The 24,100-nt window shown below is 58.7% G+C and carries 19 protein-coding genes; 8 read left to right on the top strand and 11 right to left on the bottom strand.

The genetic code is table 11. From position 1 onward, the window contains the following. Window positions 1–31 precede the first annotated feature (31 nt). From ugpA to GF108_RS14640, 3 genes are read left to right on the top strand one after another with little or no spacing between them, the layout of a single operon-like run. Complete coding sequence (gene ugpA, locus GF108_RS14650) at window positions 32–922, top strand: sn-glycerol-3-phosphate ABC transporter permease UgpA (RefSeq protein WP_027231957.1); 891 nt, start codon at window positions 32–34, stop codon at window positions 920–922. A gap of 7 nt (window positions 923–929) precedes the next feature. Then, the gene (gene ugpE / locus GF108_RS14645; protein WP_153668589.1) at window positions 930–1,778 is read left to right on the top strand and encodes a sn-glycerol-3-phosphate ABC transporter permease UgpE; all 849 of its coding nucleotides are present in this window, start codon (window positions 930–932) and stop codon (window positions 1,776–1,778) included. Between the two features lies 1 nt (window position 1,779). Next, window positions 1,780–2,850: a sn-glycerol-3-phosphate import ATP-binding protein UgpC gene (locus tag GF108_RS14640; protein WP_153668587.1), complete on the top strand. Its 1,071-nt coding sequence runs from the start codon at window positions 1,780–1,782 to the stop codon at window positions 2,848–2,850. A 41-nt stretch (window positions 2,851–2,891) separates the two neighbouring features. Here GF108_RS14640 and GF108_RS14635 read toward each other — a convergent pair whose 3' ends face one another. The 4 genes from GF108_RS14635 to GF108_RS14620 all read right to left on the bottom strand — a co-directional run bounded on the left by GF108_RS14635 (window position 2,892) and on the right by GF108_RS14620 (window position 7,118). After that, on the bottom strand, window positions 2,892–3,674 hold the full coding sequence (locus GF108_RS14635) for a MetQ/NlpA family ABC transporter substrate-binding protein (protein ID WP_153668585.1): 783 nt from the start codon (window positions 3,672–3,674) through the stop codon (window positions 2,892–2,894). A gap of 32 nt (window positions 3,675–3,706) precedes the next feature. Beyond that, a complete protein-coding gene (locus tag GF108_RS14630) occupies window positions 3,707–4,372 on the bottom strand; it encodes a methionine ABC transporter permease (RefSeq protein WP_153668583.1) in 666 nt (221 codons plus the stop codon). Then, window positions 4,362–5,402 (bottom strand): methionine ABC transporter ATP-binding protein, encoded by a 1,041-nt coding sequence (locus GF108_RS14625; RefSeq protein ID WP_172982666.1) that lies wholly within the window; start codon window positions 5,400–5,402, stop codon window positions 4,362–4,364. Before GF108_RS14625 ends, GF108_RS14630 begins: the two co-directional genes overlap by 11 nt. A 618-nt stretch (window positions 5,403–6,020) precedes the next feature. Beyond that, window positions 6,021–7,118 carry an NADH:flavin oxidoreductase/NADH oxidase gene (locus tag GF108_RS14620; protein ID WP_153668579.1) on the bottom strand — a complete coding sequence of 366 codons (1,098 nt, stop codon included), beginning with the start codon at window positions 7,116–7,118 and terminating at the stop codon, window positions 6,021–6,023. 95 nt (window positions 7,119–7,213) lie between these two features. Between GF108_RS14620 and GF108_RS14615 the strand changes: the two genes are divergently transcribed. Together GF108_RS14615 and GF108_RS14610 are read left to right on the top strand one after the other, a co-directional pair. Next, window positions 7,214–7,516, top strand: a complete 303-nt coding sequence (locus GF108_RS14615) for a helix-turn-helix transcriptional regulator (RefSeq protein WP_153668577.1) — start codon at window positions 7,214–7,216, stop codon at window positions 7,514–7,516. Window positions 7,517–7,997: 481 nt separating this feature from the next. Beyond that, entirely contained in the window at window positions 7,998–10,289 is a 2,292-nt protein-coding gene (locus tag GF108_RS14610; RefSeq protein ID WP_051615021.1) for a bifunctional diguanylate cyclase/phosphodiesterase, read from the top strand. Between the two features lie 283 nt (window positions 10,290–10,572). On the opposite strand, the gene GF108_RS14605 is transcribed toward GF108_RS14610, so the two are convergent. From GF108_RS14605 to GF108_RS14585, 5 genes are all read right to left on the bottom strand, one after another. Further along, window positions 10,573–12,396 (bottom strand): thioesterase family protein, encoded by a 1,824-nt coding sequence (locus tag GF108_RS14605; protein WP_153668575.1) that lies wholly within the window; start codon window positions 12,394–12,396, stop codon window positions 10,573–10,575. Between the two features lie 259 nt (window positions 12,397–12,655). Next, on the bottom strand, window positions 12,656–13,456 hold the full coding sequence (locus GF108_RS14600) for an inositol monophosphatase family protein (RefSeq protein ID WP_153668574.1): 801 nt from the start codon (window positions 13,454–13,456) through the stop codon (window positions 12,656–12,658). Window positions 13,457–13,478: 22 nt separating this feature from the next. After that, a complete protein-coding gene (locus GF108_RS14595; protein WP_153668572.1) occupies window positions 13,479–14,537 on the bottom strand; it encodes an ABC transporter ATP-binding protein in 1,059 nt (352 codons plus the stop codon). Continuing rightward, complete coding sequence (locus tag GF108_RS14590; protein ID WP_153669466.1) at window positions 14,534–16,762, bottom strand: iron ABC transporter permease; 2,229 nt, start codon at window positions 16,760–16,762, stop codon at window positions 14,534–14,536. Before GF108_RS14590 ends, GF108_RS14595 begins: the two co-directional genes overlap by 4 nt. Window positions 16,763–16,849: 87 nt before the next feature. Then, window positions 16,850–17,878, bottom strand: a complete 1,029-nt coding sequence (locus GF108_RS14585) for an ABC transporter substrate-binding protein (RefSeq protein ID WP_153668570.1) — start codon at window positions 17,876–17,878, stop codon at window positions 16,850–16,852. A gap of 194 nt (window positions 17,879–18,072) precedes the next feature. Here GF108_RS14585 and GF108_RS14580 point away from each other — a divergent pair, with 194 nt between their 5' ends. After that, window positions 18,073–19,086 carry a substrate-binding domain-containing protein gene (locus GF108_RS14580; RefSeq protein ID WP_153668568.1) on the top strand — a complete coding sequence of 338 codons (1,014 nt, stop codon included), beginning with the start codon at window positions 18,073–18,075 and terminating at the stop codon, window positions 19,084–19,086. Window positions 19,087–19,099: 13 nt separating this feature from the next. Here the strand turns inward: GF108_RS14580 and GF108_RS14575 are convergent, their stop codons facing one another. Continuing rightward, window positions 19,100–20,491 carry a sensor domain-containing diguanylate cyclase gene (locus tag GF108_RS14575; protein ID WP_153668566.1) on the bottom strand — a complete coding sequence of 464 codons (1,392 nt, stop codon included), beginning with the start codon at window positions 20,489–20,491 and terminating at the stop codon, window positions 19,100–19,102. A 171-nt stretch (window positions 20,492–20,662) separates the two neighbouring features. Here GF108_RS14575 and GF108_RS14570 point away from each other — a divergent pair, with 171 nt between their 5' ends. Further along, a complete protein-coding gene (locus tag GF108_RS14570) occupies window positions 20,663–21,145 on the top strand; it encodes a cupin domain-containing protein (protein ID WP_153668564.1) in 483 nt (160 codons plus the stop codon). A 9-nt stretch (window positions 21,146–21,154) separates the two neighbouring features. On the opposite strand, the gene GF108_RS14565 is transcribed toward GF108_RS14570, so the two are convergent. Next, on the bottom strand, window positions 21,155–21,652 hold the full coding sequence (locus GF108_RS14565) for a peptide deformylase (RefSeq protein ID WP_153668562.1): 498 nt from the start codon (window positions 21,650–21,652) through the stop codon (window positions 21,155–21,157). A gap of 158 nt (window positions 21,653–21,810) precedes the next feature. Here GF108_RS14565 and GF108_RS14560 point away from each other — a divergent pair, with 158 nt between their 5' ends. Beyond that, on the top strand, window positions 21,811–24,000 hold the full coding sequence (locus GF108_RS14560; RefSeq protein WP_153668560.1) for a PAS domain-containing sensor histidine kinase: 2,190 nt from the start codon (window positions 21,811–21,813) through the stop codon (window positions 23,998–24,000). Window positions 24,001–24,100: the final 100 nt, after the last annotated feature.

Here is a 24,100-nt window from a genome sequence, read left to right as displayed (position 1 = left end):
CGGCCGGGATTTCCTTTAATGTGAGGCATTCATGGCATCGTCCAACAACGTGACGTTTCCCAACAAGCTCCTGCCCTATTTGCTGCTGGCGCCCCAGCTTGCCATCACGCTCATCTTTTTCTACTGGCCGGCATCGCAGGCGATCTATCAGTCCGTCCTGCGCGAAGACCCCTTCGGCCTGTCGACACAATTCGTCGGCCTTGGCAATTTCAGGCGGGTCATCAGCGATCCCAACTATCTGAATTCGCTGCAGGTCACGATCGTCTTTTCGGTCGCGACGACGCTGATCGCCATGACGATCGCGTTGCTTCTCGCCGTCATGGCCGACAAGGTCATCCGCGGCAAGAACATCTACCGCACGCTGCTCATCTGGCCCTACGCCGTTGCGCCCGCCATCGCGGGCATGTTGTGGCTGTTCCTGTTTAATCCATCGATGGGGACGCTCGCCTATCTCGCCCGTTCCGCCGGCTATAACTGGGACCCGCTGCTCAACGGCAACCAGGCGATGGTTCTGGTTGTTTCCGCCGCGGCATGGAAGCAGATCAGCTACAATTTCCTGTTCTTCGTTGCCGGGCTGCAATCTATTCCAAAATCGCTGATTGAGGCTGCCGCCATCGACGGTGCCGGTGAGAACAAGCGGTTCTGGACCATCGTCTTTCCGCTCCTTGCCCCAACGACGTTCTTTCTTCTCGTCGTCAACACGGTCTACGCCTTCTTCGACACGTTCGGCATCATTCACGCCGTGACCGGCGGCGGTCCGGGCAAGGCAACCGAGACGCTCGTCTACAAGGTTTACAATGACGGCTTCGTCAATCTCATCCTCGGCGATTCGGCGGCGCAGTCGGTGATCCTCATGATCATCGTGATCGCCCTGACGGCAATCCAGTTCCGCTATGTTGAACGCAAAGTCCATTACGGCTGAGGTGACCATGATCCAGAACAACCCAATCGGCCGGCTGATTGCACACTTCGTTCTCATTCTTGGGATCGTCGTCGTCGCTTTTCCGATCTACTACACATTCGTCGCCTCTACGCAGACGCTGCAGGAAATCATCAGGCCGCCGCTTTCGCTGCTGCCGGGTGGCCATTTCTGGGAGAATTATTCTTCGGCGCTGTTCGGCGGTGTCGGGCGCATCGGCGGCGTCGGCGTTGACCGGCTCCTCTGGAACACGGTGGTCATGGCGCTTGGCATCGCCATCGGCAAGATCATCATCTCGCTGCTTTCGGCATATGCCATCGTGTTCTTCCGCTTTCCCGGCCGCATGTTCTTTTTCTGGCTGATCTTCATCACACTGATGCTGCCGGTCGAAGTGCGCATCCTGCCGACCTACAAGGTCATGGTCGATCTTGGCCTCATCGATACCTATACGGGCCTTACTTTGCCGCTCATGGCCTCGGCGACCGCGACGCTCCTGTTTCGCCAGTTCTTCATGACCATTCCGAGCGAACTCGTCGAGGCGGCGCGCGTTGATGGCGCCGGCCCTTGGCGATTCTTCAAGGACATTCTGCTGCCGCTGTCGAAAACCAACATTGCGGCGCTGTTCGTCATTCTTTTCATCTACGGCTGGACGCAGTACCTCTGGCCGCTGCTCATGACAAATCGCAACGACATGTCGACCATCGTCGTCGGCCTGCGCAAGATGATCTCCTTCGCCGACGCCGACACCGAATGGCATCTGGTGATGGTTACCTGCATTCTCGCCATTCTCCCCCCGATCCTCGTCGTCGTCCTGATGCAACGCTGGTTCGTGCGCGGATTGGTCGAAACGGAGAAATGAAATGGCAAGCGTGGAATTGACCAACATCCGTAAGGTCTATGGCGGCGGCGTCGAGGCGGTGAAAGGCATCAATATCGCAATCGACGACGGCGCGCTCTGTGTGCTGGTCGGGCCGTCAGGCTGCGGGAAATCGACCTTGCTCCGGATGATCGCGGGTCTCGAAACGATCACCGAAGGCGTGCTCAAGATTGAAAATTCCGTGGTCAACGACCTTGGCCCCGCGGAACGCGACATCGCCATGGTGTTCCAGAACTACGCGCTTTATCCGCACATGAAGGTCTACGACAATATGGCCTACGGCCTGCGCAATCGCGGCATGGCGAAGGGTGAGATCGACAAGCGCGTGCGGGAAGCAGCGCAGACGCTCGAACTCGGGCATCTGCTTGAGCGCCGCCCGCGCGAACTTTCCGGTGGCCAGCGCCAGCGCGTCGCCATGGGCCGCGCGATTGTGCGCAATCCGAAAGTGTTCCTGTTCGACGAACCGCTTTCCAACCTCGACGCGAAACTGCGTGGCCAGATGCGCGTCGAGATCAAGAACCTGCAGCGGCAACTCGGCGTGACCAGCGTTTATGTCACCCATGACCAGCTCGAAGCGATGACGCTCGCCGATATTCTCGTCGTGATGAATGGCGGTGTCGTCGAGCAGATCGGGGCGCCGCTCGACATCTATGAAAAACCGGCGAGCACCTTTGTTGCGAGCTTCATCGGTGCGCCGCCGATGAACCTTGTTCATGTTACCGCAAACAGTGCCGGTCTTCTCCTGAAGGATGGCACGCATATCGGCGCTGAGGGCCTCGCAATTCCAACGGAGGGAGCGCAGATCGGTTTCCGGCCGGAAGATCTCGAGGTTGCGGCTGGAAGCCAGCAACATATCGGCGGGTTGCTATTGGACCTGACCGTTCGCGGCGTCGAGCCGGTCGGTGCGGAGAGCTATGTCTACGGCAATATAGGCGGTGACAAAGTGGTCGTGCGCGTGGCCGGGCGATCCGTCGTCGAGCCAGGCGATCATTTGCGGGTGATCGTCCCAAAGGAAAAGCTCCACCTGTTCGACGCCAAGGGGAAGCGCATCTGAGGCGAGGCACCTCCTTTTGGGAGATGCCTCTGTTTGGTAGATTACCAGCTGGGAACAGCTGCACCCTTGTACTTGTCGAGGATGAACTGCTTGACGGGATCGGAGTGGTAGGACTCGATCAGCGTCTTCACCCAAGGCTTGTCCTTGTCGGCCGTGCGAACCGCGATCAGATTGACGTAAGGCGCCTTTTCACCTTCCTTGAGAATGGTGCCGTTCATCGGATCGAGGCCAGCCTCCAGCGCGTAATTGGTGTTGATGGCTGCAGCATCCACATCGTCGATCGAGCGCGGCAATTGCGCGGCGTCGAGTTCGACGAACTTGAAGTTCTTCGGGTTCTCGGCGATGTCGTTGACGGTAACCTTCAGCCCGGCGCCTTCCTTCAGCTTGATCGCGCCCTTGTCGGCGAGGATCAGCAGAGCCCGGCCGCCATTGGTCGGATCGTTCGGAATGGCGATCGTCGCGCCTTCGGCAAGTTCATCGAAGCTCTTGACCTTCTTCGAATAAACGCCCATCGGGAAATTGACCGTGTATGCGACATCGACAATGTCAAACTTGCGATCGGCGATCTGATTGTCGAGATAGGGCTTGTGCTGGAAGGAATTGGCGTCGAGCTCGCCGTCGTTCAGCGCCTGGTTCGGCACGACATAGTCGGAAAACTCGAAAATTTCGATATCGAGGCCCTTCGGCTTGGCGATCTCCTTGACCTTTTCCATGATCTGCGCGTGCTCGCCCGGCGTGACGCCGATCTTGATCGTTTCGGCCCAGGCGCTGGATGCACCCAGAACAGCCGCGAAAGCAGCGGTGGCAAGAAATCTCTTCAACATTTCTAACTCCTGTCTTTTGAAGAATAACAAGCTCAGCGCGGACGCGTGCGCTTGTCGAACTGGCGCGCCAGCCTGTCGCCGGCGCTTTGGACGAGTTGCACGAGGACGATGAGAACCACGACGACAACGGCCATCACATCGGGCATGAAACGCTGGTAGCCATAGCGGATGCCGAGATCGCCAAGTCCGCCCCCGCCCACTGCCCCGACCATGGCCGAATAGCCGATCAGGCTGACGATGGTGAGCGTCAAGGCCGAGGCGATACCGGGGCGCGCTTCTGCCAGCAAAACCTTGAATACGATCTGTATCGGACTTGCGCCCATGGCGCGGGCAGCTTCCGTCAGTCCGGGATCGACTTCGCGGATCGCCGTCTCAACGAGGCGGGCAACAAAGGGGATCGTCGCGGTGGTCAGGGGAACGATCGCGGCGCTGGTGCCGATGGATGTTCCCGCCACAAGGCGCGTGAACGGAATGATCGCAACGACGAGAATGATGAACGGCGTCGAGCGGGTCGCGTTGACGATTGCGCCCAGCACCTTGTTGACCGAGGGCGCAGGAAAGAGTTCGCCGCGCCCGCTCGTGGCCAGAAACACGCCGAGCGGAATGCCAAACAACGAGCCGACGAGAGCGGCAACCGCGACCATGTAGAGCGTCTGGCCCGTCGCCTTGACGATAAGCGCGATGATATCAGGAGACATAGCCAACCACCTCCGAAGCCAGGCCATGTTCGGCAAGGAATTTCTGCGCCTCGGCGATCTTCGCCGCATCGGCACGCAGCGAAACGACGAGCATGCCGAACGGACGCCCGGCGATTTCGTCCACGGCGCCAGCCAGAATGTTGACTTCGATGCCAAGATCGCTGCCGAGCCGCGCCAACATCGGCTCGGTGGCATTTTCGCCCTTGAAGATAACGCGCAATATCGTGCGCGAACCATCATGCGGTTCGCTCGACATCCGCTTGGTCAGAAATTCGGGCAGGCGCATGCCGGCAAGACCGCCAAGGAGTGCCCGGGTCGTTGCATGGGTATGGCCGGTAAAGACGTCGAATGTCGGCCCTGACTCGACGATACGGCCGCCGTCGATCACTGCGACATGGTCGGCAATCGTCTTCACGACCTCCATCTCATGAGTGATCAGCAGGACGGTCAGGCCGAGTTCCTTGTTGATCTTCCGCAGGAGGTCGAGAATCGAGCGCGTCGTTTCCGGATCGAGCGCCGAGGTGGCCTCGTCGGAGAGCAACAGCTTCGGCTCGGTCGCAAGCGCTCTGGCAATGCCGACGCGCTGCTTCTGTCCGCCGGAAAGTTCGGATGGATAACGGTCGCGCTTGTCGGAGAGTCCGACGAGGTCAAGGAGCGGCGTCACCCGCTTCTCAATGGCTTGCCTGTCCACACCCGCGATTTCAAGCGGCAAAGCGATGTTATCGAAGGCAGTGCGCGACGACAGCAGATTGAAATGCTGGAAAATCATGCCGATGGCGCGGCGCACGGAACGCAGGTCCTTCTCGCCTAACCCGGCAACATCCACGCCGTCGACAAGCACGCGGCCGGTGGTCGGCTTTTCCAGCCCGTTGACGAGGCGGATCAAGGTCGACTTGCCCGCTCCGGAACGGCCGATGATTCCGGTCACCGACCCGCGTGGCACGACAAGGTCAATATTTTCCAGCGCGACCACTTCGTTGCTGCTGCGGCCGGCCGCGAAGCGTTTGGAGACCTGCTCGAATGCGACCATCGGTTTGGTGGCCTGCGTGGCTGGCTCATCATTTGCCGCCACGGCAACCGGGCCCTTAGCCCTGTTTTTCACAATTGCCATGTTCATTTGCGGTGCTCGCACACCCGCCCTGTTGCCTGTTTGCGACCGTCTATACAGACCATGTGCAATTTTCGATAGAGGTTGGAGACGGGCATGAACATTTCAGGTTGAGCGACCAGGCAGGTTGGAATGAGATGGCGCGGCATTTGCCGGTGCCCGAACATAAGCAAAGGCCGCCTCAGGCGACACGAAGCCTGTTTCATATTTTGGCAGGTTTCAGGATTCGCATTCTAAAACAATCGAACAGCTTGCGGCTTTCAATTCGCAGGCACGGAGCCAGCAGTTGCGTCGGGAGATCCGCCTCCCCGACGGTGGCAACGGCCTTCCTCTCAAATCTGGAGGTGATCGATGTGGTTTTCGCCGTTGGCATCATTCTGGAATTGAAAAGAACACGGACCGACTGGCAAGTCACAATCCGGGTTCGTTTCAACTTCCAGAAAGAGAGGCGGGCGAAAGCTCGTTCCTCTCTCCGAAGCTTGGCTCACGACACTGCGTTTCCAAGCATCCCAGGATCTAGTCGCAGTGCGCGCAACGCGCCTATGCCGCCCCATAGCGATTGAGCCAATGCGCATAAGGCGCTGGCAGAATCCAGGCAGGCTTCTCTACGCCGAGTTCCGTCGCTGCCTTGTACGGCCAGTGCGGATCGGCGAGCAATGGGCGCGCCAGCATTACGAGATCGACCGAACCATCACGCACAAGCCCCTCGGCCTGTTGCGGCGTGCTGATGTACCAGGAGGTCGAAGCCGGCAAAGCCGTTTCGCGGCGCACGCGCGCTGCAATCGGACCGAGGAACGCCGGTCCCCAGGGAATATCCGCCTTGCCGAGGGAGAAGCCGATGCTGACATCGATGAAATCGAGCCCTTCCGCCTTCATCTGCTTGATCAGCTCAATTGCCTCGCCCAGGGTTTCCTCGTCATTGCCGTCAAACTCGATGACGCCGAGCCGAGCGGCAAGCGGCAGGTTTTCCGGCCAGACGGCGCGCACTGACTTCAGTGTCTCAAGCAGGAAGCGGCTGCGGTTTTCAAAACTGCCGCCATATTCGTCGGTGCGCTGGTTCGAGTGCCTGGAAAGAAAGCTCTGCGCCAGATAGCCGTGGGCGAAGTGCAGCACCAGCCATTGAAAGCCGCTGGCCAACGCGCGTTTTGCGCTATCGACGAATGCCTGCTTGACGCGTTCGATATCGGCTTTGGTCATTTCATGCGGAACCTTGCTGAGGCCTCCGCCATAGGCGATCGGTGATGGCGCGATTGTTTCCCAGCCACGCGGATCGCCGGCCGGGATATGGTCGTCACCTTCCCAGGGCCGGTTCGCACTGGCCTTGCGCCCTGCATGACCGATCTGGATTCCCGGAACCGCACCAGCATCCTTGATCAACTGCACATTCGGTGCGAGGGCAGCGGCTTGTTCGTCGTTCCACAGACCCACGCAATTCGGGGTGATCCGCCCTTCAGGCGAGACGCCGGTTGCCTCGACCACAACGAGACCCGCGCCACCGCGCGCGAGCGACCCGAGATGCACGCTGTGCCAATCGTTGACGAGACCGTCATTGGCGGAATACTGGCACATGGGCGATGCAGCGATGCGATTGCGCAGCGTGACGTCCTTGAGGGTGAACGGGTCAAAAAGCGATGCCATGTATCATTCTCCAATCTGGCTTGCCGAATTTCTTTGATAGTTCGATAATATTCGAACAATAGCAATACACAAAATTTTGTGCTATTTTATCGGCCATGAGACAGTTCCGTCATCCATCCATTTCCGAATTGCAGGTCGAGTCAGTTCTATATGCCCTGAGCGACCCGGTACGCCTCTCCATAGTGCGGCAACTTGCGCGCGAGGGTGAGGCGACATGCGCGGCTCTTGACGGCGGGCGCCCCAAATCCAGCATGTCGCACCATTTCCGGGTGCTGCGGGAGTCGGGCATCGTTCACACCCGCAATGATGGAACGTCGCACATGAATACCCTGCGCCGAGGCGATCTGGACAGCGCCTTTCCAGGACTGCTGGGGGCCATTCTCTCCGTCCCGCGCTGAACAAAATGATATTTCCGCGAACAAAGGTCTATAATTTATCAGGCCTTGGCGCCGCCGAACTTCATCAGCGATCAAATGACCAATTATTAATGAAGTACACGCGAACGCTTACGGCTAGTTGTGTATCTTATTATCGCGACGCCAGCCACCCATCGGCGCGCATCGAAAATACAAATTCATTCAAATGGAACACTCTACAATATTATACTTATAGAATTAATAGATATACCAAATCAATATGAAATAGTACTCTTTAGTAGCCGAAACACGTATTTTATCATACACGACTTGAAAAAATCATCTTAATGAAAATGTACTATGAGGCGATAAAGACATTGGTAACTATTAAAAAAAATGCTAAGTACATTAACGAATGCCGAACGTAAAAAATCTAACATGGGGAATTACGAACTCACGTATTTGAGGGCTTTGCGTGTCGTCCAAGTTCCACACAGTTGACGCGATCCGATCGATCTTCGGAATGCGCGGCGCCATAAATCCGGCAGTGAAACGCCGTGTTTATGCCGAGCAGATGGACGTCGCCCTGCGACTGGCGCCATTCACAGTGCTTGTTGCGATGTGCGTGGTATTTGTCGTTGCCTATGTCTTCTGGAATCTCGGACCCCGCCCCTATCTCGCCGGTGTCGCGACGGTGGTGGCGCTGTTGACCGTCGGTTCTCTGTTCGCGTGCACGCAATGGTACAAGCTGCCGAAGGTGAAAGAGCTTGGCTTCGATGCCATCAAGTACCTTATTATCGTCTCGGCGCTCTACGGTATTTGCCTCGCCAGCATACCGCTTATGCTGTTCCTCGACGCCGACCCATATCACCGGCTGTTGATTGCCTGTACTGCGGCCGGTCTCATGGCCACGGGTATCGGTGTCGCGGTCGTGCCGCTTGCGGCAATCGCCTATTCCGGCACGATCATCACCGGATCCTTCTTCGCACTCGCCTCGACCGGCGAAGATTTCTTTCTTTTCATTGCAATCCTGCTCGCGTTCTACGCGCTTTTTATCCTGTTCACGATCGTGCACATGAGCAACCTCATCGTCATGCGCACGCTGGATCAGATCAAGGTTGAACAGCAGAAGGAAGTGATCAGCCTCCTGCTCTACGATTTCGAAGAGAATGCCAGCGACTGGATCTGGGAAACGGATGCTGACCTCAAGCTGCAGCACACCTCCCCCCGCCTTGCCCAGATCGCCGCCAAGACGACGAAGGAATTGCAGGGCATGCCGTTCGCGCAACTCTTCAAGGTCGACCAGTCGCATGCGGAAGAAGCGACGCAGGTCGGGTCCATCTGGCAGGCTATCGAAAACCGCACCACATTCCGCAACCATATTCTCCCGGTCAACATTCGCGGCGAGACACGCTGGTGGTCGCTGACTGGCAAGGCCATATTCGACAATGCCGGCAAATTTGTCGGCTACCGCGGCGTTGGCTCCGACGTGACGGCTGCCAAGCAGTCCGATGACCAACTTTCCTACCTTGCCCGCTACGATGTGCTGACCGACCTGCCGAACCGCACGCTCTTTACCGACCAGCTCGGCCAGGCGACCAAGGACCTCGAGAAAGGCCTGCGCAGCTTCGCCGTATTCTGCATCGATCTCGACGAGTTCAAGACCGTCAATGACAGTTTCGGTCACGGCATTGGCGACCAGTTGCTCAAACAGGTGGCTGACCGGCTGCGGGGCACCTCACCAGCCACCTACACGGTGGCACGCCTTTCCGGCGATGAATTCGCGCTGCTCGCGCGCGGAGCGGATCAGGCAGCGGCGACTGAACTTGCCGAACAATTGGTGCAGAGCATCTCCCAGCCCTTCTGGATCGATGGCATCCAGATCAACATTCACATCAGCATCGGTATCGCCATAGCGCCGACCGACAGCGTCAACGACATCATGCGTTGCGCTGACCTTGCGCTCTATCGCACCAAGAACGAGGGCCGCAACAGCTACCGCTTTTACGAAGTCGAGATGGATGCGCGCATCGAGGCAAAACGCGCTCTGGCCATGGATTTGCGCGGGGCGCTGGCCCGCCAGGAGTTCATCCTGCATTTCCAGCCCATCGTTTCGGCACAGACGCTGAAGACAGTCGGCTTCGAGACGCTGTTGCGCTGGAAGCACCCGGTTCATGGCTTTATCTCGCCAACGATCTTCATTCCGATCGCCGAAGAATCCGGCAATATCATCCCGCTTGGCGAATGGATCATCCAGGAAGCGTGCCGCATCGCCGCCGGTTGGCCGCAGGACATCCACGTGGCCGTCAATATTTCAGCGATCCAGTTTCGCCATTCCGATCTCGCCTCGATCGTTCGCGACGCGCTCAGCAAGAACAACCTCAAGCCGAACCGTCTTGAGCTCGAAATTACGGAATCGGTCTTCCTCGAAGCAAATGTCGCCGCGATCTCGCTGCTGCGCCAGTTCCGCGCCATGGGCGTCAGCATAGCGCTCGACGATTTCGGTACCGGCTATTCCAGCTTGAGCTATCTGCGCAAGATGCCGTTCGACAAGATCAAGATCGACCAGTCCTTCGTGCGCGACCTGCCGCACAATCGCGGAAGTCTTGCCATCATCCGGGCGGTGATGGGCCTTGGCGCCAGCATGGGCATGAAGATAACCGCTGAGGGCGTCGAAACCCGCGAGCAGCTCGCCTGCCTTCAAAAGGAAGGCTGCGATCAGGTACAGGGCTTCCTCTTCAGCCCCGCCGAGCCGGTGGAGAAGACCTTCGAGCTTCTGACGTTCGACAGCGAGCGCTACCAGGTCGCAAGCTGAGCGACGTGATCGTTGAGCTTCCCGCTGAGCATTCCCTGTTCAAATAGAAACAATTCTGTTTCCCGAATGGCGAGACAATCCACGCGGAAGGCAGCAAAGCCGATGTTCGCGCATCCGAAACAGCCGCCAATCGGAAACCAGAAGGGCCGAGATCGGCCCCTTCCCCGGTTGAATAGAGACAACCCCTCGACGCCTCTATGCGGGCACTAAGGTCGTTGCGCACTCTCAATTGGAACGAACAAAGCCGGTAGGACCCCTGGGGGCAATACCAGGGATGATGGCGCTAAGCTTGCCGCTTTGCCTTGACGTCCGCGATATTCGGCCGGTGGTTGGGTGACAGGCGCGAGTCTTTCGGCCAATAGGCAAGGAAACCCTTGATCACTTCGCCGGGAATATCCAGCGGGCTGTAGTTTTCCCGATCGACGAACATCAGCGATTGCTCGCCATGGCCGAGCAGGCCCTGTGTTGCGCTGTGGATCTCATGTTCGAGCGTGACGAACTTGCGATTGTGTCTGGCGATCTTGATGCGCACGCTGATCTGCTCGAACTCCTTCGATTCACGCCGGTAATCATGAGTGAACGAGCGCGTCAGGATATAGAAGCGTGTCGTCGCCAGGTCGAAATCCGGCATGCAAACATTGAAGAAAAGTTCGCGGGCCTTGCCAACCCAGCGCACATAGTTGGCGAAGTAGACGTTGCCGACCGAATTCGTATCGTCATAGGTGGGAATGAGCTGCATGACGAACCATTCGCCGTCGAACCCATGCGAAGGCGACATCTCATCGCCCTGGGCGACAGGCGCGCCAATCGGTGACGGTGACATCATGCGGATTGGCTGGTCGACAATCTCAACAGGTATGGCCTTCGAGGCCGGACCGAATATTTCGATGATGACGGGAAGCGCGCCGATCAAGCCGATCAACGGCGAAAGGGCCAGGAATTCCGGTATCGGCTGGACATAACCGATGACGAAGATAACCGCCGATCCGCAGCCGATCAGAAAGCTCAGAACCGGATCAAACTTCGGCTTCGCGCCCAATGCCTCACAGGCGAGATTTGCTGCGGCGCTCACGAAAAGCGTGGCGAAGGGCATCATGAAATACATCAGCGAGAAGTTCGCGGGTACGGCCGTAAAGGCAACCCAGACAGCACCGATCAACAGCCAGAGCGGCGACGAAGCAATCCCGTCGGGGATTAGGGCCAGCAATGGACTGTTGCTGCGCATGTTCTTGCCTTTCAAGAACCATGCCGTCGCGCAGTAGTAGCTGTCGACAGTCGAGGCGAGAGCGATCGTCGTCCAGATGACAAAGGCTATGGCGAGATAGGACTGGCCGTTTTCGGCGGCGAGGACCGTCGCTGCCGATACCGCGCCCTGCGCACTCGGCAAGCCGTCGATAGAAAGAATGCTGCCGATCGGACCGACTGCGGATGCCGTCAAGGCGTTCAGAAACAGAAAGCCGAAGAATATGAGCGCGCCGACGCCATAGGCGAGGCCGACATTCCCGCCTTCACGTTTGATTGTGACTGCGCGCTGCCAATGTTGGATATCGAGCCAGGGCCCCAGCAGGAAGCCAATGATCGTGGGCAGGACCAGGCCGTAAAAGCGGCTGTCGAACTGGGCAAGCGGCACGCCGGGATAGGTGGAGGTTTCACGCAGGCCAATGAGAAGAACGATCCCAGCGGAAACGCCGACAACCGTATAGACGATGTGCAAGAGTTTGATCTGCTGCAGCGTCAGTGCATGGCCGATGGCGCAGGCAAAGAGCAGGAGCATCGCAACACCGATCGACGAGCCTTCGCCGACGATCGGCTGCCAGAGATAGGCCACGAACCCGAAAATGGTGACGACGAGCGCCGCCATCTGGAACAGCAGGAACACGCCCGCGTAGCGGCCCTCTATGTCCTTCATGATCTGGTCAGGCGAGCGCTTGGTGCGCCCCAGGATAAAGCCGAACAGCCAAAGGCCCGCGACATTGGAGATGGCAAAGCCGAAGAATCCGAGCCAGCCATAAGTGAGGGTCACGTGGATCGAATAAAAGAACCCCAGACCCCATAGCCAGGACAAGCCAATTGTTGGCGCCCACAAAAGATTCCGCACGACTGTCATGACTATCCAGCTTTAAAAACGCAACTCTACAGCTTCAAACTTTAGTCGATGTTATTCGCTCGGATAAGTCAATGATCGTGCTTGTTGTGGCAAGTTGGAGAACCAGAATTTCTCGTCCTGTTCAGCGAAGCACCATCAACGACCCGGCGGTAATATCGACCGGGTGCAGCATAGGATCCATTAGTGTCAAAATCGTTGCAATCGATCTCGGCGGAATTCGCGTATGAGTTGCAGTGACCCGCCCGGTTTTGAGCGAGGGCTAAAGCCCGGCGATTGCCCGCAGGTCGTCCACGGCACCCTCGGCGGCGGCAAGCACCGGCGATCCCTTGGTCAACGCTTCGCCTTGAACCGGGAACGGGTGATGCCAGCCCCCAGCCTCCTTGACGAGGCAATAGCCGGCCATGCAATCCCACGCATGCATATAGGGCTCATAGTAGCCGACAAGGCGCCCGGCCGCGACATAGGCGAGCATCAGCGCCCCCGAACCGTTGCGGATGAAGTTTCCCCCGGCATCAAGCAGCCGCTCCACGATCCCCGCCAGCGCTGCTGGCGCGACATGACTGTTGGCTCCGATGCCCGTCACTGCATTGCGGACGGTCCGGTCAGAGCCGAGTTTCAACGGTCGGCCGTTGAGGGTAGCGCCGAGCCCTTGAGCCGCAGCGTATAATTCGTCGTTGCATGGGACATGAATGACGCCTATCGTGATTTCTTCTCCTGCAAGGACGGCTATCGAGACGCACCAGGTCGGCATGCCGTTGACGAACGGGCTCGTGCCGTCGATCGGATCGACGACCCAGGTGAAACCGGAGGCTCCCGCGCTCAGGCCATGTTCCTCGCCGAGGATCGCATCCTGAGGAAATGCGGCGGCGATTTTTTCGCGGATGAGATCTTCCACCTCGCGATCGGCGATCGAAACAACGTCATGCGGATCGGCCTTGGTCTCGATCACGAGCCGTTCCCGCGCATTGAAGTAGGCAAGAGCCTTTGCTCCGGCCTCTGCGGCCATTGTCTTGGCAAGGGCAAAGCGAGCCTCAAGCTCCGCTTGGGTATGCGATGTCATGTCTTTTCCTCGGTACGAGCGATCAGTTGTTGATAATGGCGATTCCGCGGTGATGGAAGCCGATGCTCACATTGGTCGCCGGTGCAAGATTCCTGTCGATTGCCGGATCGACGACGAAAAGCGTTCCGGCTTCGGTTTCTACCTCATATTCGACGTGGTCGCCGAGATAGGCAGCATGGCGGATGCTGCCGGGAAATGCCGCCTCCTCCGCCGCTTCAAGGGTAATGGCATTGGGGCGTACGGCAATCCTGGCCGGCCCGGGACGCGCGCTGCGCGCCGGCACCCTGTGTTCCAGCCTCGCGACACGGATGATCGCCTCTGTCCCGTCATTGCCCAGCACCTCGCAAGGAACCACATTGGCCTCGCCGATGAAATCGGCGATGAACGACGACGCCGGCGCCTCGTAGAGTTCACGCGGCGATCCCTGTTGCGCGATGACGCCATCCTGCATCACGATGATGCGATCGGAGACCGCGAGGGCTTCTTCCTGATCGTGCGTCACGTAGACGGCCGTAAATCCAAGCCTTTGCTGAAGCTCCCGAATCTCCGTCCGCACACGGCGGCGAAGGCGTGCATCGAGGTTAGAGAGCGGTTCGTCAAGCAACAGGACCTGTGGCTCAAGCACCAGGGCGCGGGCAACGGCGACGCGCTGCTGCTGTCCGCCCGAAAGCTCTGCCGGCAGGCGCTGGCCGTAGCCGGCGAGGCCGACCTGCGTCAGCCCCTCCTCCGCCCGTTGTCGCGCTTCGTTCTTCTTCATCCCAGATGACTCGAGCCCATAGGCGACGTTTTCGAGGACCGACATATGCGGGAACAAGGCATAGGATTGGAAGACCATGGAGACGTCGCGCTCATTGGCGGGGAGCATCGTTACGTCCTTGCCGCCGATGAGAATGCGCCCCGAAGTCGGGTGCTCGAGACCGGCCAGCATGCGAAGCGTCGTCGTCTTGCCACAACCTGACGGTCCCAGCAGCGTCACAAGGGTTCCCGGCTCGATATCGAGCGACAGGTCGTGAATGGCAGTGAAGCTGCCAAACTGCTTCTTGACGTTGGTAAAGACGACTGACCCGGTACGATTGTTCATGACGTGGCCTTTTCTTGCGGCACGGCGGCGGGAACGAAGGCGGTGGCGACACGATTCTCGCGCCGCAGCCGGCGTTCCCCGACGAGAAGTTGGAAACCGGTGATTATGATGATCATCACCACGATAAGCATAGACGAATAGGCGACGGCCACGCCGTACTCGCCGTTCTCCACGAGGCCGACGATGTAGGATGTAGCCATATTGTACTGTGCACTTACCAGGAAGATGACCGCGCTGATCGAGGTAATGGCCCTCACGAACGAATAGACGAGCGCTGCTACGATTGCCGGGCGCAGCAGCGGCAGGATGACCTTGCGGATGGTGCGGAAGCTCGTCGCCCGCAGGGTCAGCGACGCTTCGTCGAGGCTCTTGTCGAGCTGGCTCATCGCGGCAACCCCGCCGCGCACGCCCACCGGCATGTTGCGGAAGACGAAACAGGCTATCAGGATCAGGGCGGTGCCCGTCATCTCCAGCGGCGGCAAATTATAGGCCATGACATAGCTGATGCCGATGACGGTGCCGGGGATGGCAAAGCTCATCATCAGCGCAAATTCAAAGACGCTGCGTCCGAAAAAGCGCTGGCGAACGATGAGATAGGCGGTGAGCAAGCCGACAGCCGCCGTGAGCGGTGCGGAAATCAGCGCGATCTCCATCGTCGTCCAGAATGAATTCCAGGCAACGCCCGTCCAGGCGATGGCGCCATTCTCGAAAGCGAACGAAAAGGCGCGCTGGTAATGTTCGAAGGTCAAGGTGTTGTCGAGACCCCAGGTCCGGACAAAGCCGCCAACAAGGATCATGCCGTAGACGACAAGGGTGAACAGCGCCCATGGGATGACGATGGCGTGGACCCCGATCGACAGGGATCGCGGCAGTGCGATGTGTGCACCGGAATCGGCCTTGCCGGTAACAGTGGCAAAACTCTTGCCCGCGAGCCAGAGACGCTGAGCGAGGAATGCCGACAGCGTAAAGACCAGCAAGATGATCGCGAGCACAGCGGCGCGGGAAGGATCGTTTTGAGAGCCGACGACGGCAAAGAAGATTTCGGTCGAAAGCACGCCGTGGCTGCCGCCGAGAACGAGCGGATTTCCGAAATCCGCCATGCTCTCGATGAAGCCAATGAGGAAGGCATTGGCGAGGCCCGGCTTCATAAGCGGCAGCGAAATCCGCCAGAAGGTGCGCCAGCGGTCCGCGCGCAATGTCTGCGACGCTTCTTCCATGGAAGGACTGACCCCTTCGACGACGCCGATGAGGACGAGGAAGGAGATCGGCGTAAACGAAAGGACCTGCGCGATCCAGATGCCAGTCAGGCCATAGAGCCAGCGGCCAGGCTCAACACCGAAGATATGCGAGATTTGCTGGGTCACGACACCGGCACGGCCGAACAGAAGGATAAGCGCGAGGCCGATAACGAACGGCGGCGTGATAATCGGCAGGATCGTCAACAGGCGCAGGCCCTTCTTGAAGGGAAAGCGGGTGCGCGTTGCGACAAGTGCGAAGCACAGTCCGAGAATGGTGGATCCCGAGGCGGTCAGGACCGCCAGAAAAAAGGTGCGCCAGGCAATGCCGCACCGATTTCCGCCCACGAGGCAATCGAGGCTCCATATCGATGGATCCTGGATGTTTCGGACAAAGCCCGAAGGATCGAACGACCCGTCGAAGCTCTGGAAAGCGCCGACAAACATGCTGCCGACCGGATAGAACACAAAAATCGCGACAAGGAACACGAGCAGCGTAATCGACGCGACCACGAAGGCATCGCCGCGAAGAACGCCGCGTTCGGCAAGGCCAAAGGCGAAAAAGAGAACAAGGGCCAAAGCCGTTAACCCAGCGCCGGCGCCCATGGATGGCTGACCGTCCGCCAGCGGCCCGAACAGCGTCTCGTTGATGGTCCACGACCAGCCCGTATATCCAATCGCAAGGCCTTGCCAGACAAGGAAAAGGATGCCGGCGCCGCCCGCTGCAATCAACAGGTTCGAACGAAGCGCCGAGACCCTCAAAAACCTCGCGGCAATAGCCACGGCGAAGATCAAGGCAATCAGCGCCAGGTTCCAACGACCGAATTCGAAGGCTTGCAAGATGCCGGGTGCTTCGGCGGAACCCGTCGGAAAGTTCTTGAGCCAACTCAGCCCATAGAATCCCGCCTCGATCCTGTACCAGGGCACGAGGACAAGCCCTGCGAGCCCGATGCCGAGCGCAATGTTCAGTCTCCGGTCGCTACGCTCCATCACGCCACCCGCTCATCCCAGACTCATGCTTTTATGGACCATATGTCCGGATAAGGCCGGACATATGGTTGACAAGGCGAAGGTAGATCAGTTCGCGCTCGCGCCGATCTCCTTATCCCAGCGATCCAGCAGTTCCTTGCGCTTGGCCGGGTCACCATAGGTCTTGAAGTCGTAATCGATGAGCTTGATGTCCTCGAATTTCGGTGCTTCGGGTGGGACCGTCGCCGACTTGTTGGATGGCAACTGGAAGGACTTGGCATCCTTCATGTGCGATTGCACATCGGCCGTCAGGGCCCAGTCATACCATTTCTTGGCGGCATCGAGATTTCGTGCGCCCTTGATGATCGACATCGAGCCGATTTCGTAGCCGGTGCCCTCGCAGGGAGCCACGGCCTTAACCGGGAAGCCCTCGGCGATCTGCGCGACGGCATCGTGCATGAAGACTACGCCAAGCGCCGTCTCGCCGCGTGCCGCCGCTTTCACCGGAGCCGAACCCGACTTGGTATATTGGGAAACATTGGCGTTGAGTTTCTTCAGATAGTCGTATGCCTGGTCCTCGCCCATGATCTGCACGAGCGACGCAAGCGCGGTGTATGCCGTGCCTGAAGAGTTCGGATTGGCGATCTGAATTTCGCCCTTGTAAGTGGGGTCGATCAGGTCCGACCAGCACTTTGCTTCCTTGAGGCCCTTCTTCTTGACGATATCAGTATTGTAGCCCCAGCCGAGCGCGCCGGCATAAACGCCGACCGTCCTGTATCCTGAGCTTTCCGCCTGTTTCTTAGCCCAATCCTGCAATTGATCGAGCATGGGCGACTTGTACTCCAGCGTCAGCCCTTCGGATGCCGCCTGCAAATGCGGATCGCCGGTTCCAGCCCACCATATGTCGGTCTTGGGATTGCGCGCTTCGGCACGAATTTTGGCATATGTCTCGCCCGATGACAGGCGCACCATATTGACCTGGATACCGGTCTCTTTTTCGAACATGCCCTTCATCAATTCGCAGATGACGACGTCGGCAGAGCAGATCAGGTTGAGATTATCTGCGGCGCGCACTTCGGTTGGCAGGACTTGCAGGCCCACGGCGAATGCAGCAGCAATGGCGAATACAGAACGCATAACTTTCCTCCCTAGAAAGCGGCACCTCCATGCCGCACGCCATTTTGCAAGCGTGTGCAAAACTTTCACGAGCGCGTCCAATCTGTCAAGCCGGCTCATCAATTATAACCTTTAAATGTTTTGAATGAGGGAGATTGCGAAGGCGCGCAATCGCGTGCAAACTGCGCCGCAGAACTGAAATATGGGTCCTTTGCTTGAACAAGACGTTCGTCAGCGCCGACGATGTGGCAAAACGCGCGGGCGTGTCCCGCTCGGCTGTATCACGCACCTTTACCCCTGGGGCAAGCGTCTCAGAAGAAACGCGTCAGCGTGTCATGCAAGCAGCCGAGGCGCTCGGTTACCACGTCAATCAGCTGGCGCGCGGCCTCATGCGCAGCGAGAGCGGCATCGTCTGCCTCGTCGTCTCCGAAATGGATACGCCCTATCGTGCCCGCCTCGTACGCGCCCTTACCCATGAATTGCAGTTGGCCGGCAAGATCTCGATGCTCATCAACACCGACCGGTCGGACGGAAGCGTCGATACTGCACTGCGGCAGACACTTCATTATCGTGCGGATGCGTCGATCCTGCTGTCGGGGCTGCCCGACAAGGCGATCACCAAACTCTGCCTCGATAGCGGCCAGCGCATCGTCCTGATCAACCGCGACGATGAGATCGAGGGGCCGTTTCGGATCAACCTCGATGATGGAGTGGCGGCACGGGTCGCGGTCAGTGCCTTCCTGCGCGCTGGCTGCCGCCGATTGGCTTTTGCAAACTCGGCCGTAGGAACACCAAGCCTCATGGCGCGCGAACAGGGCTTCGTGGCAGCGGCGAGCGACTTTGGCCTTCATGTAACTGTCGTTCGGCACGGTAACACCGTCTATGAAAGCGGAAGGACAATCGGCAGGACGCTGTTTTCCGGCCTTGAGCCTCCCGATGCGGTGTTCTGCGTCAACGACCTCATGGCGTTTGGCTTGATGGACGCGGCGCGCCACGAATTTGGCCGGCGCATTCCTGACGATCTTTGCGTTGTCGGCTTTGACGATATCGAGCAGTCAGGATGGTCATCCTACGCCCTGACGACCTTCACCCAGCCCGTGGACGAGATCGTCAGAAACAGCATTGCCTGGCTGGTCAACGGCGACGGTGCCGCAAGCACCCGCTCTGCTTCCCTGCATGCCCCGCTGATCTGGCGGAAAACCGTCAGGGGCACGCATAAAAACGGATAGAGTGAATTCCAGGCTAGCTGTCAGACGTCCCTGCGATGGTCAATCGCGCGCGGCCACGATGTTTGGATTGGTAGAGCGCACCATCGGCAAGATTTAGCAACTCCTCCGGCCCCTGCGGCTTGAGGCCCATTTGGGGATCGAACATCGCCATGCCTATGCTGACGGAAATTGCGCCCTGAGGACTTGCGGCGTGTTCGAGCTTCATGGCCACCACTGCGTCGAGCATCGCGCCGGCGATTTCGACGGAAGGTTGAAGCGCCCGTCCGGGAATAAGCGTCGCAAACTCCTCGCCGCCGAAACGGGCGACCGAACCGCCGTTCTGCTTGGCGACCTTGTTCAATGCGCGCCCCACCTGGATGAGGCATTTGTCACCGGCAAGATGCCCGTAGAAATCATTGTAGGCTTTGAAATGGTCGATATCGACCATGAGAACTGCCAATTGTTCCCCAGTCTCGCTGGCGCGCTGAAATGCACGCTTCAACACGTGGTTGAATTTGCGCCGATTCGGCAGATTGGTCAGATGATCGCGCTCGGACTGGTTACGGAGCTTGCGGTTTGCTTCGAGGAGTTTCTGCTCCAGCGCCATGCGTTCCTGGACCATGGCCGAGAGTTCCGCCTCAACCCGCTTTTGCGCCGTAATATCGACGCTCGTTGCCAGCAGTCGCAGCGGGGAACCGTCGGGCGCATATTCGACAATCTTGCCGCGGCTCAATATCCAGATGTCACCGCCATCCGGACGCGATACCCGGTAGGTTGCTTCGAACCGCGCCTTGCGCCCGCTGAGAACGTCTTCAAAAGCTTCGATCGCCCGCTCCTTGTCGTCGGGATGAACGATATCCCACGCCACGCTTTCGCTCTCATGTCCGGCAGGATCAAGGCCGAGCAGCGCCCGATACTGCGGCGAGCGCCACACCCGCATCGTCGCAATATTCAAATCCCATATCCATTGTCCCGCACTCTCAAGAGCGTAGGAGGTGCGCAGCTCCACCTGTTGCAGCCGTTCCGCAATATCCTTCAGGTGGGTGATGTTGGTGTAAGCGACCGAAATGCCGGCGAATTCGCCAAGATCATTGGTGACGGTCGCCGCAGCAACCATGAACGATTCGCCGGTGACTTCGATTTGTGCGTCGGACACCGAACCATCGGAGAGCGCAGTGCTGATGGCTGCGCGCAGCAGTGATGCGTGGTCCGGAACGACGTCTTCCACGGACCGGCCCACGGCATTTTCGGCAGTGCTGAAAATACGGGAAAACCGGTCGTTGACCGTGACCAGAAAACCCTGACGATTGACATAGCAGAGCCCGACAGGAACCTTGTCATAAACCGCTTCGATCTGCAGAAGACGGTCGCTTCCGCGCTCATCGCCTCGGTCAAATGGTGCGTTTCGCGATTTGCTGATTGGCATCACTCAGGTATCCGACCACTACGAGATTGCCTCGCAGCACCCCTACCTTGGCGAGCGGAAGGCCAGACGGTCAAGGCAATTACTGCAATTTGAGGTTAATTAATTGTACCGAGCAACAGCTGGTGCACCGCTCCCAAGATGATTAAACTTGCCCACGAGCGGAGAAGAGCCATGGCGACAGATCAAACCCACGAACATGATCACCCCATCGATTGGCGCGAGCACGGCGTCAAGGTTATCCCGGGCGATTCTCTCGACCCGAACACCGCGCAGACGCCTGGCATGAACCGCGCTGCAGCGATCGATCGGGCCCGAGCCGGGGCCGAGAAAATCTGGGCGGGCACCGTCACCATTCACGCCAATGCCAAGACCGGTGCACATCATCACGGCGACCTTGAAAGCATTATCTACGTGGTCAAAGGCCGTGCGCGCATGCGCTGGGGCGAGCGACTGGAATACGTCGCCGAGGCCGGTCCAGGCGATTTTATTTTCGTCCCGCCTTACGTGCCGCATCAAGAAATCAATGCGAACGCGGACGAAACGCTGGAGTGCGTGGTGGTCCGCTCCGGCCAGGAGCCGATCGTGGTCAATCTCGACATCGATCCGGTGGAAAAACCGGAAGGGGTTGCATGGATCGATCCCATCCATCGCTGAGCGGCTGAATCAGCCAAGCCGCTGCAACTTCTCGAACCGCTTGACGACCCGCTCGCGTTTCAATCGCGACAGGCGGAAAATCCAGAACATGCCGTCCAACTGATCGATCTCGTGCTGCAGGCAAGTGGCAAGCAGACCACTCGCCTCTTCGCTCAACACGTTCCCGGCGAGATCCTGATAACGCACGCGAATGGTGGCGGGTCGCTCGATCTCGTCGGAGACGCCCGGCATCGACACACTGCCCTCCTCCCGCCGCGCAAGATCGCCTGACGACCATTCGATTTCGGGATTGACGTAAAAGCGCGGCGCACCGGACTCTATCTCGATTACGACGAGACGCAGCGGCACGCCGATATGCGGTGCCGTGATGCCAATGCCGGGGGCAGCACGCATTGTGGCGAGAAGGTCCTGCGCCAATTCTTGCGTTGCCTCGCCGAAATCTGCAATGCGGTCGGCGGGCCTTCGCAAGGCTGGATCAGGGAATGTCAGGATTGGCCGAATCGCCATGAACATGCTCCAATGTGCGAACGCGACAGCGCGTCCGTCCTGTTGCCTCAATTCCCGCCGAGGAAGCAAGCTTTACAAGCGTCGTCGCTACCGATAATCGACAAAGAAACCATGCGGCCATCCCTGCACTGTCGCGGAGAGCCCAACGAGGCGATTGAATGCCCGCCAGCAAGACGATAACCAAGCCGCAGGTGCTGCCGCGAGGAGCAGTGATCATGACGCTCCTCGTCCTTGCGACGATGATCGTCTCGTTCTTGGTCATGATGGGCATAACCAATATTTCGCCTACCAAACAGACGACCCAGCTAATCATCGCCGCCAATGCGGTATCGATTCTTGTCCTGATCTATCTGTCCTACGCGACGCTGAAGAAGCTCTTTCTGTTCAAGAGCAAGGCAAAGCACAACGACCTTCACACCAATGTCGCGATGATCTTCGCCTTGATCGCCTCGATACCGTCAATCATTGTCGCCTGTTTCTCGCTTATCGTCCTCGACCAGCGAATGGATTCCTGGATCAACAACCAGAACAACCAGATCATCGACATGTCGATCAAGGCGGCGCAATCCTACACTGAGGACAACGCCCAAAGCCTGCTGACGACGACGCTTTCCATGGTGATCGATCTCGACCAGCGCCGCATGCTCTATAGCCTCGACCGCGGCGCCTTTTCGGACTGGCTCACCTACGACGCCGGCCGCAACAATCTGCTGGGCGCGTCCCTGGTCAAATCGGATGGGGAGGTTGTGGTCGCGGCCAACCTCATCAACGATCATTCTCTGCCGGACGCCCCGATCGAGGCACTGCGAAGCGCCGCCGGCGACAAGCCGGTTCTGATACCGCCGGGCGACACCAATCTTGTCGGCGCGGTGATCAAGACGCAGGCACTGCCCGATCTCTACCTCTACACCATTCGCTCGGTCGATCGCTCTGCGCTCGAAAATATGCGGGTGATGACAGACAACAATGCCGAGTATCAGGCACTGGCAAGCAACCGGTCCACCACACAGATCGCCTATGCCTTGCTGTACATCGAACTCACCCTGCTCTTGCTGCTCACCGCTGTGTGGAGCGGCATTGCTGTTGCCAATCGCGTCGTCCTGCCAATCCGCCAGCTGATCGGCGCCGCCGAAGACGTTGCGACCGGAAATTTCGACGTTTCCGTCCCCGTACGCGGTTCGGATGGCGATATCGGCTCTCTGTCGCACACGTTCAACAAGATGGTCGAGCAGTTGAAAACGCAGCACAGCGACCTGATTTCGGCCAAGGACGAGATTGACGAGCGGCGACGGTTTACGGAAGCGGTCCTGTCGGGCGTCACCGCAGGCGTCATCAGCGTCAATAGCGAGGGGATCATCGCCGGTCTCAACCGCCCGGCCGAACAGATGCTGGCGGTCGACGCGTCGCAGGCTGTTGGCCAGAGCCTCGCCCGCATCCTGCCGGAAATCGGCGCCGTCTTCGACGTGGCGCGGGATAATGGCCGTTCATCGAGCCGCAAGCAGATCAGCATCACCCGCAGCGGCGTCGCGCGTTCGTTGAACGTCCAGATCACGCGTGAGGACGCCGACATCAAGAACACCTCGTATGTTGTGACGGTTGACGACATTACCGATCTCGTCGCCGCGCACCGCTCGTCCGCCTGGGCGGATGTAGCCCGCCGGATCGCCCACGAGATCAAGAATCCGCTGACGCCAATCCAGCTTTCGGCGGAACGCATTCGCCGTCGCTACGGCAAAGTCATTGTCGAGGATCGCGCGGTATTCGACCAATGCACCGAGACGATCATTCGCCAGGTTGGCGATATTGGCCGGATGGTCGACGAATTCTCCGAGTTCGCCCGTATGCCCAAGCCGCAGCTGGCGGCAACAGATATTCGTACTGTTTTGCGCGACGCCTCGTTTCTCGTCGAAATCAGCAACAATCAGATCAAGTTCGAGCATGAGATAGCCGACGAACCGCTGGTCGGCAATTTCGACAGCCGCCTGCTCGGCCAGGCATTCGGCAACATCATCAAGAACGCATCCGAGTCCATCGAGGCGGCGTTGCAGTCCGGCGCCGTCGAGACCGGCTATATTCTCGTTCGGGCAAAGAGTGCAGGCGCTTCCATCACAGTCGAGGTGCTCGACAACGGCAAGGGCTTGCCCAGCGAGAACCGCCACCAGCTTTTGGAACCCTATGTGACGACCCGCGAAAAAGGGACCGGCCTCGGACTTGCCATCGTCAAGAAGATCGTCGAGGACCATGGTGGGCATCTCGAAATGCTCGATGCGCCGGCTAATTTCCACGGCGGTCGGGGCGCTCTCGTGCGCATGGTTTTTCCGCGCCTGGCCGAGGCAGCTGCCGCCTGAAAATCGTTAATATCGGAATCTTTTCATTCGCTATCAAAATGTGATTATCGCCATTGCAACACAAATTGAACGCCTAGATTGAAAGCGCTATAATCCAAAG

It is taken from the genome of Phyllobacterium sp. SYP-B3895 (assembly GCF_009647635.1).
Taxonomy (GTDB): domain Bacteria; phylum Pseudomonadota; class Alphaproteobacteria; order Rhizobiales; family Rhizobiaceae; genus Phyllobacterium; species Phyllobacterium pellucidum.
Note: the sequence above shows the minus strand (reverse complement) of the source record. Positions and strands in the feature narration are given on the sequence as shown.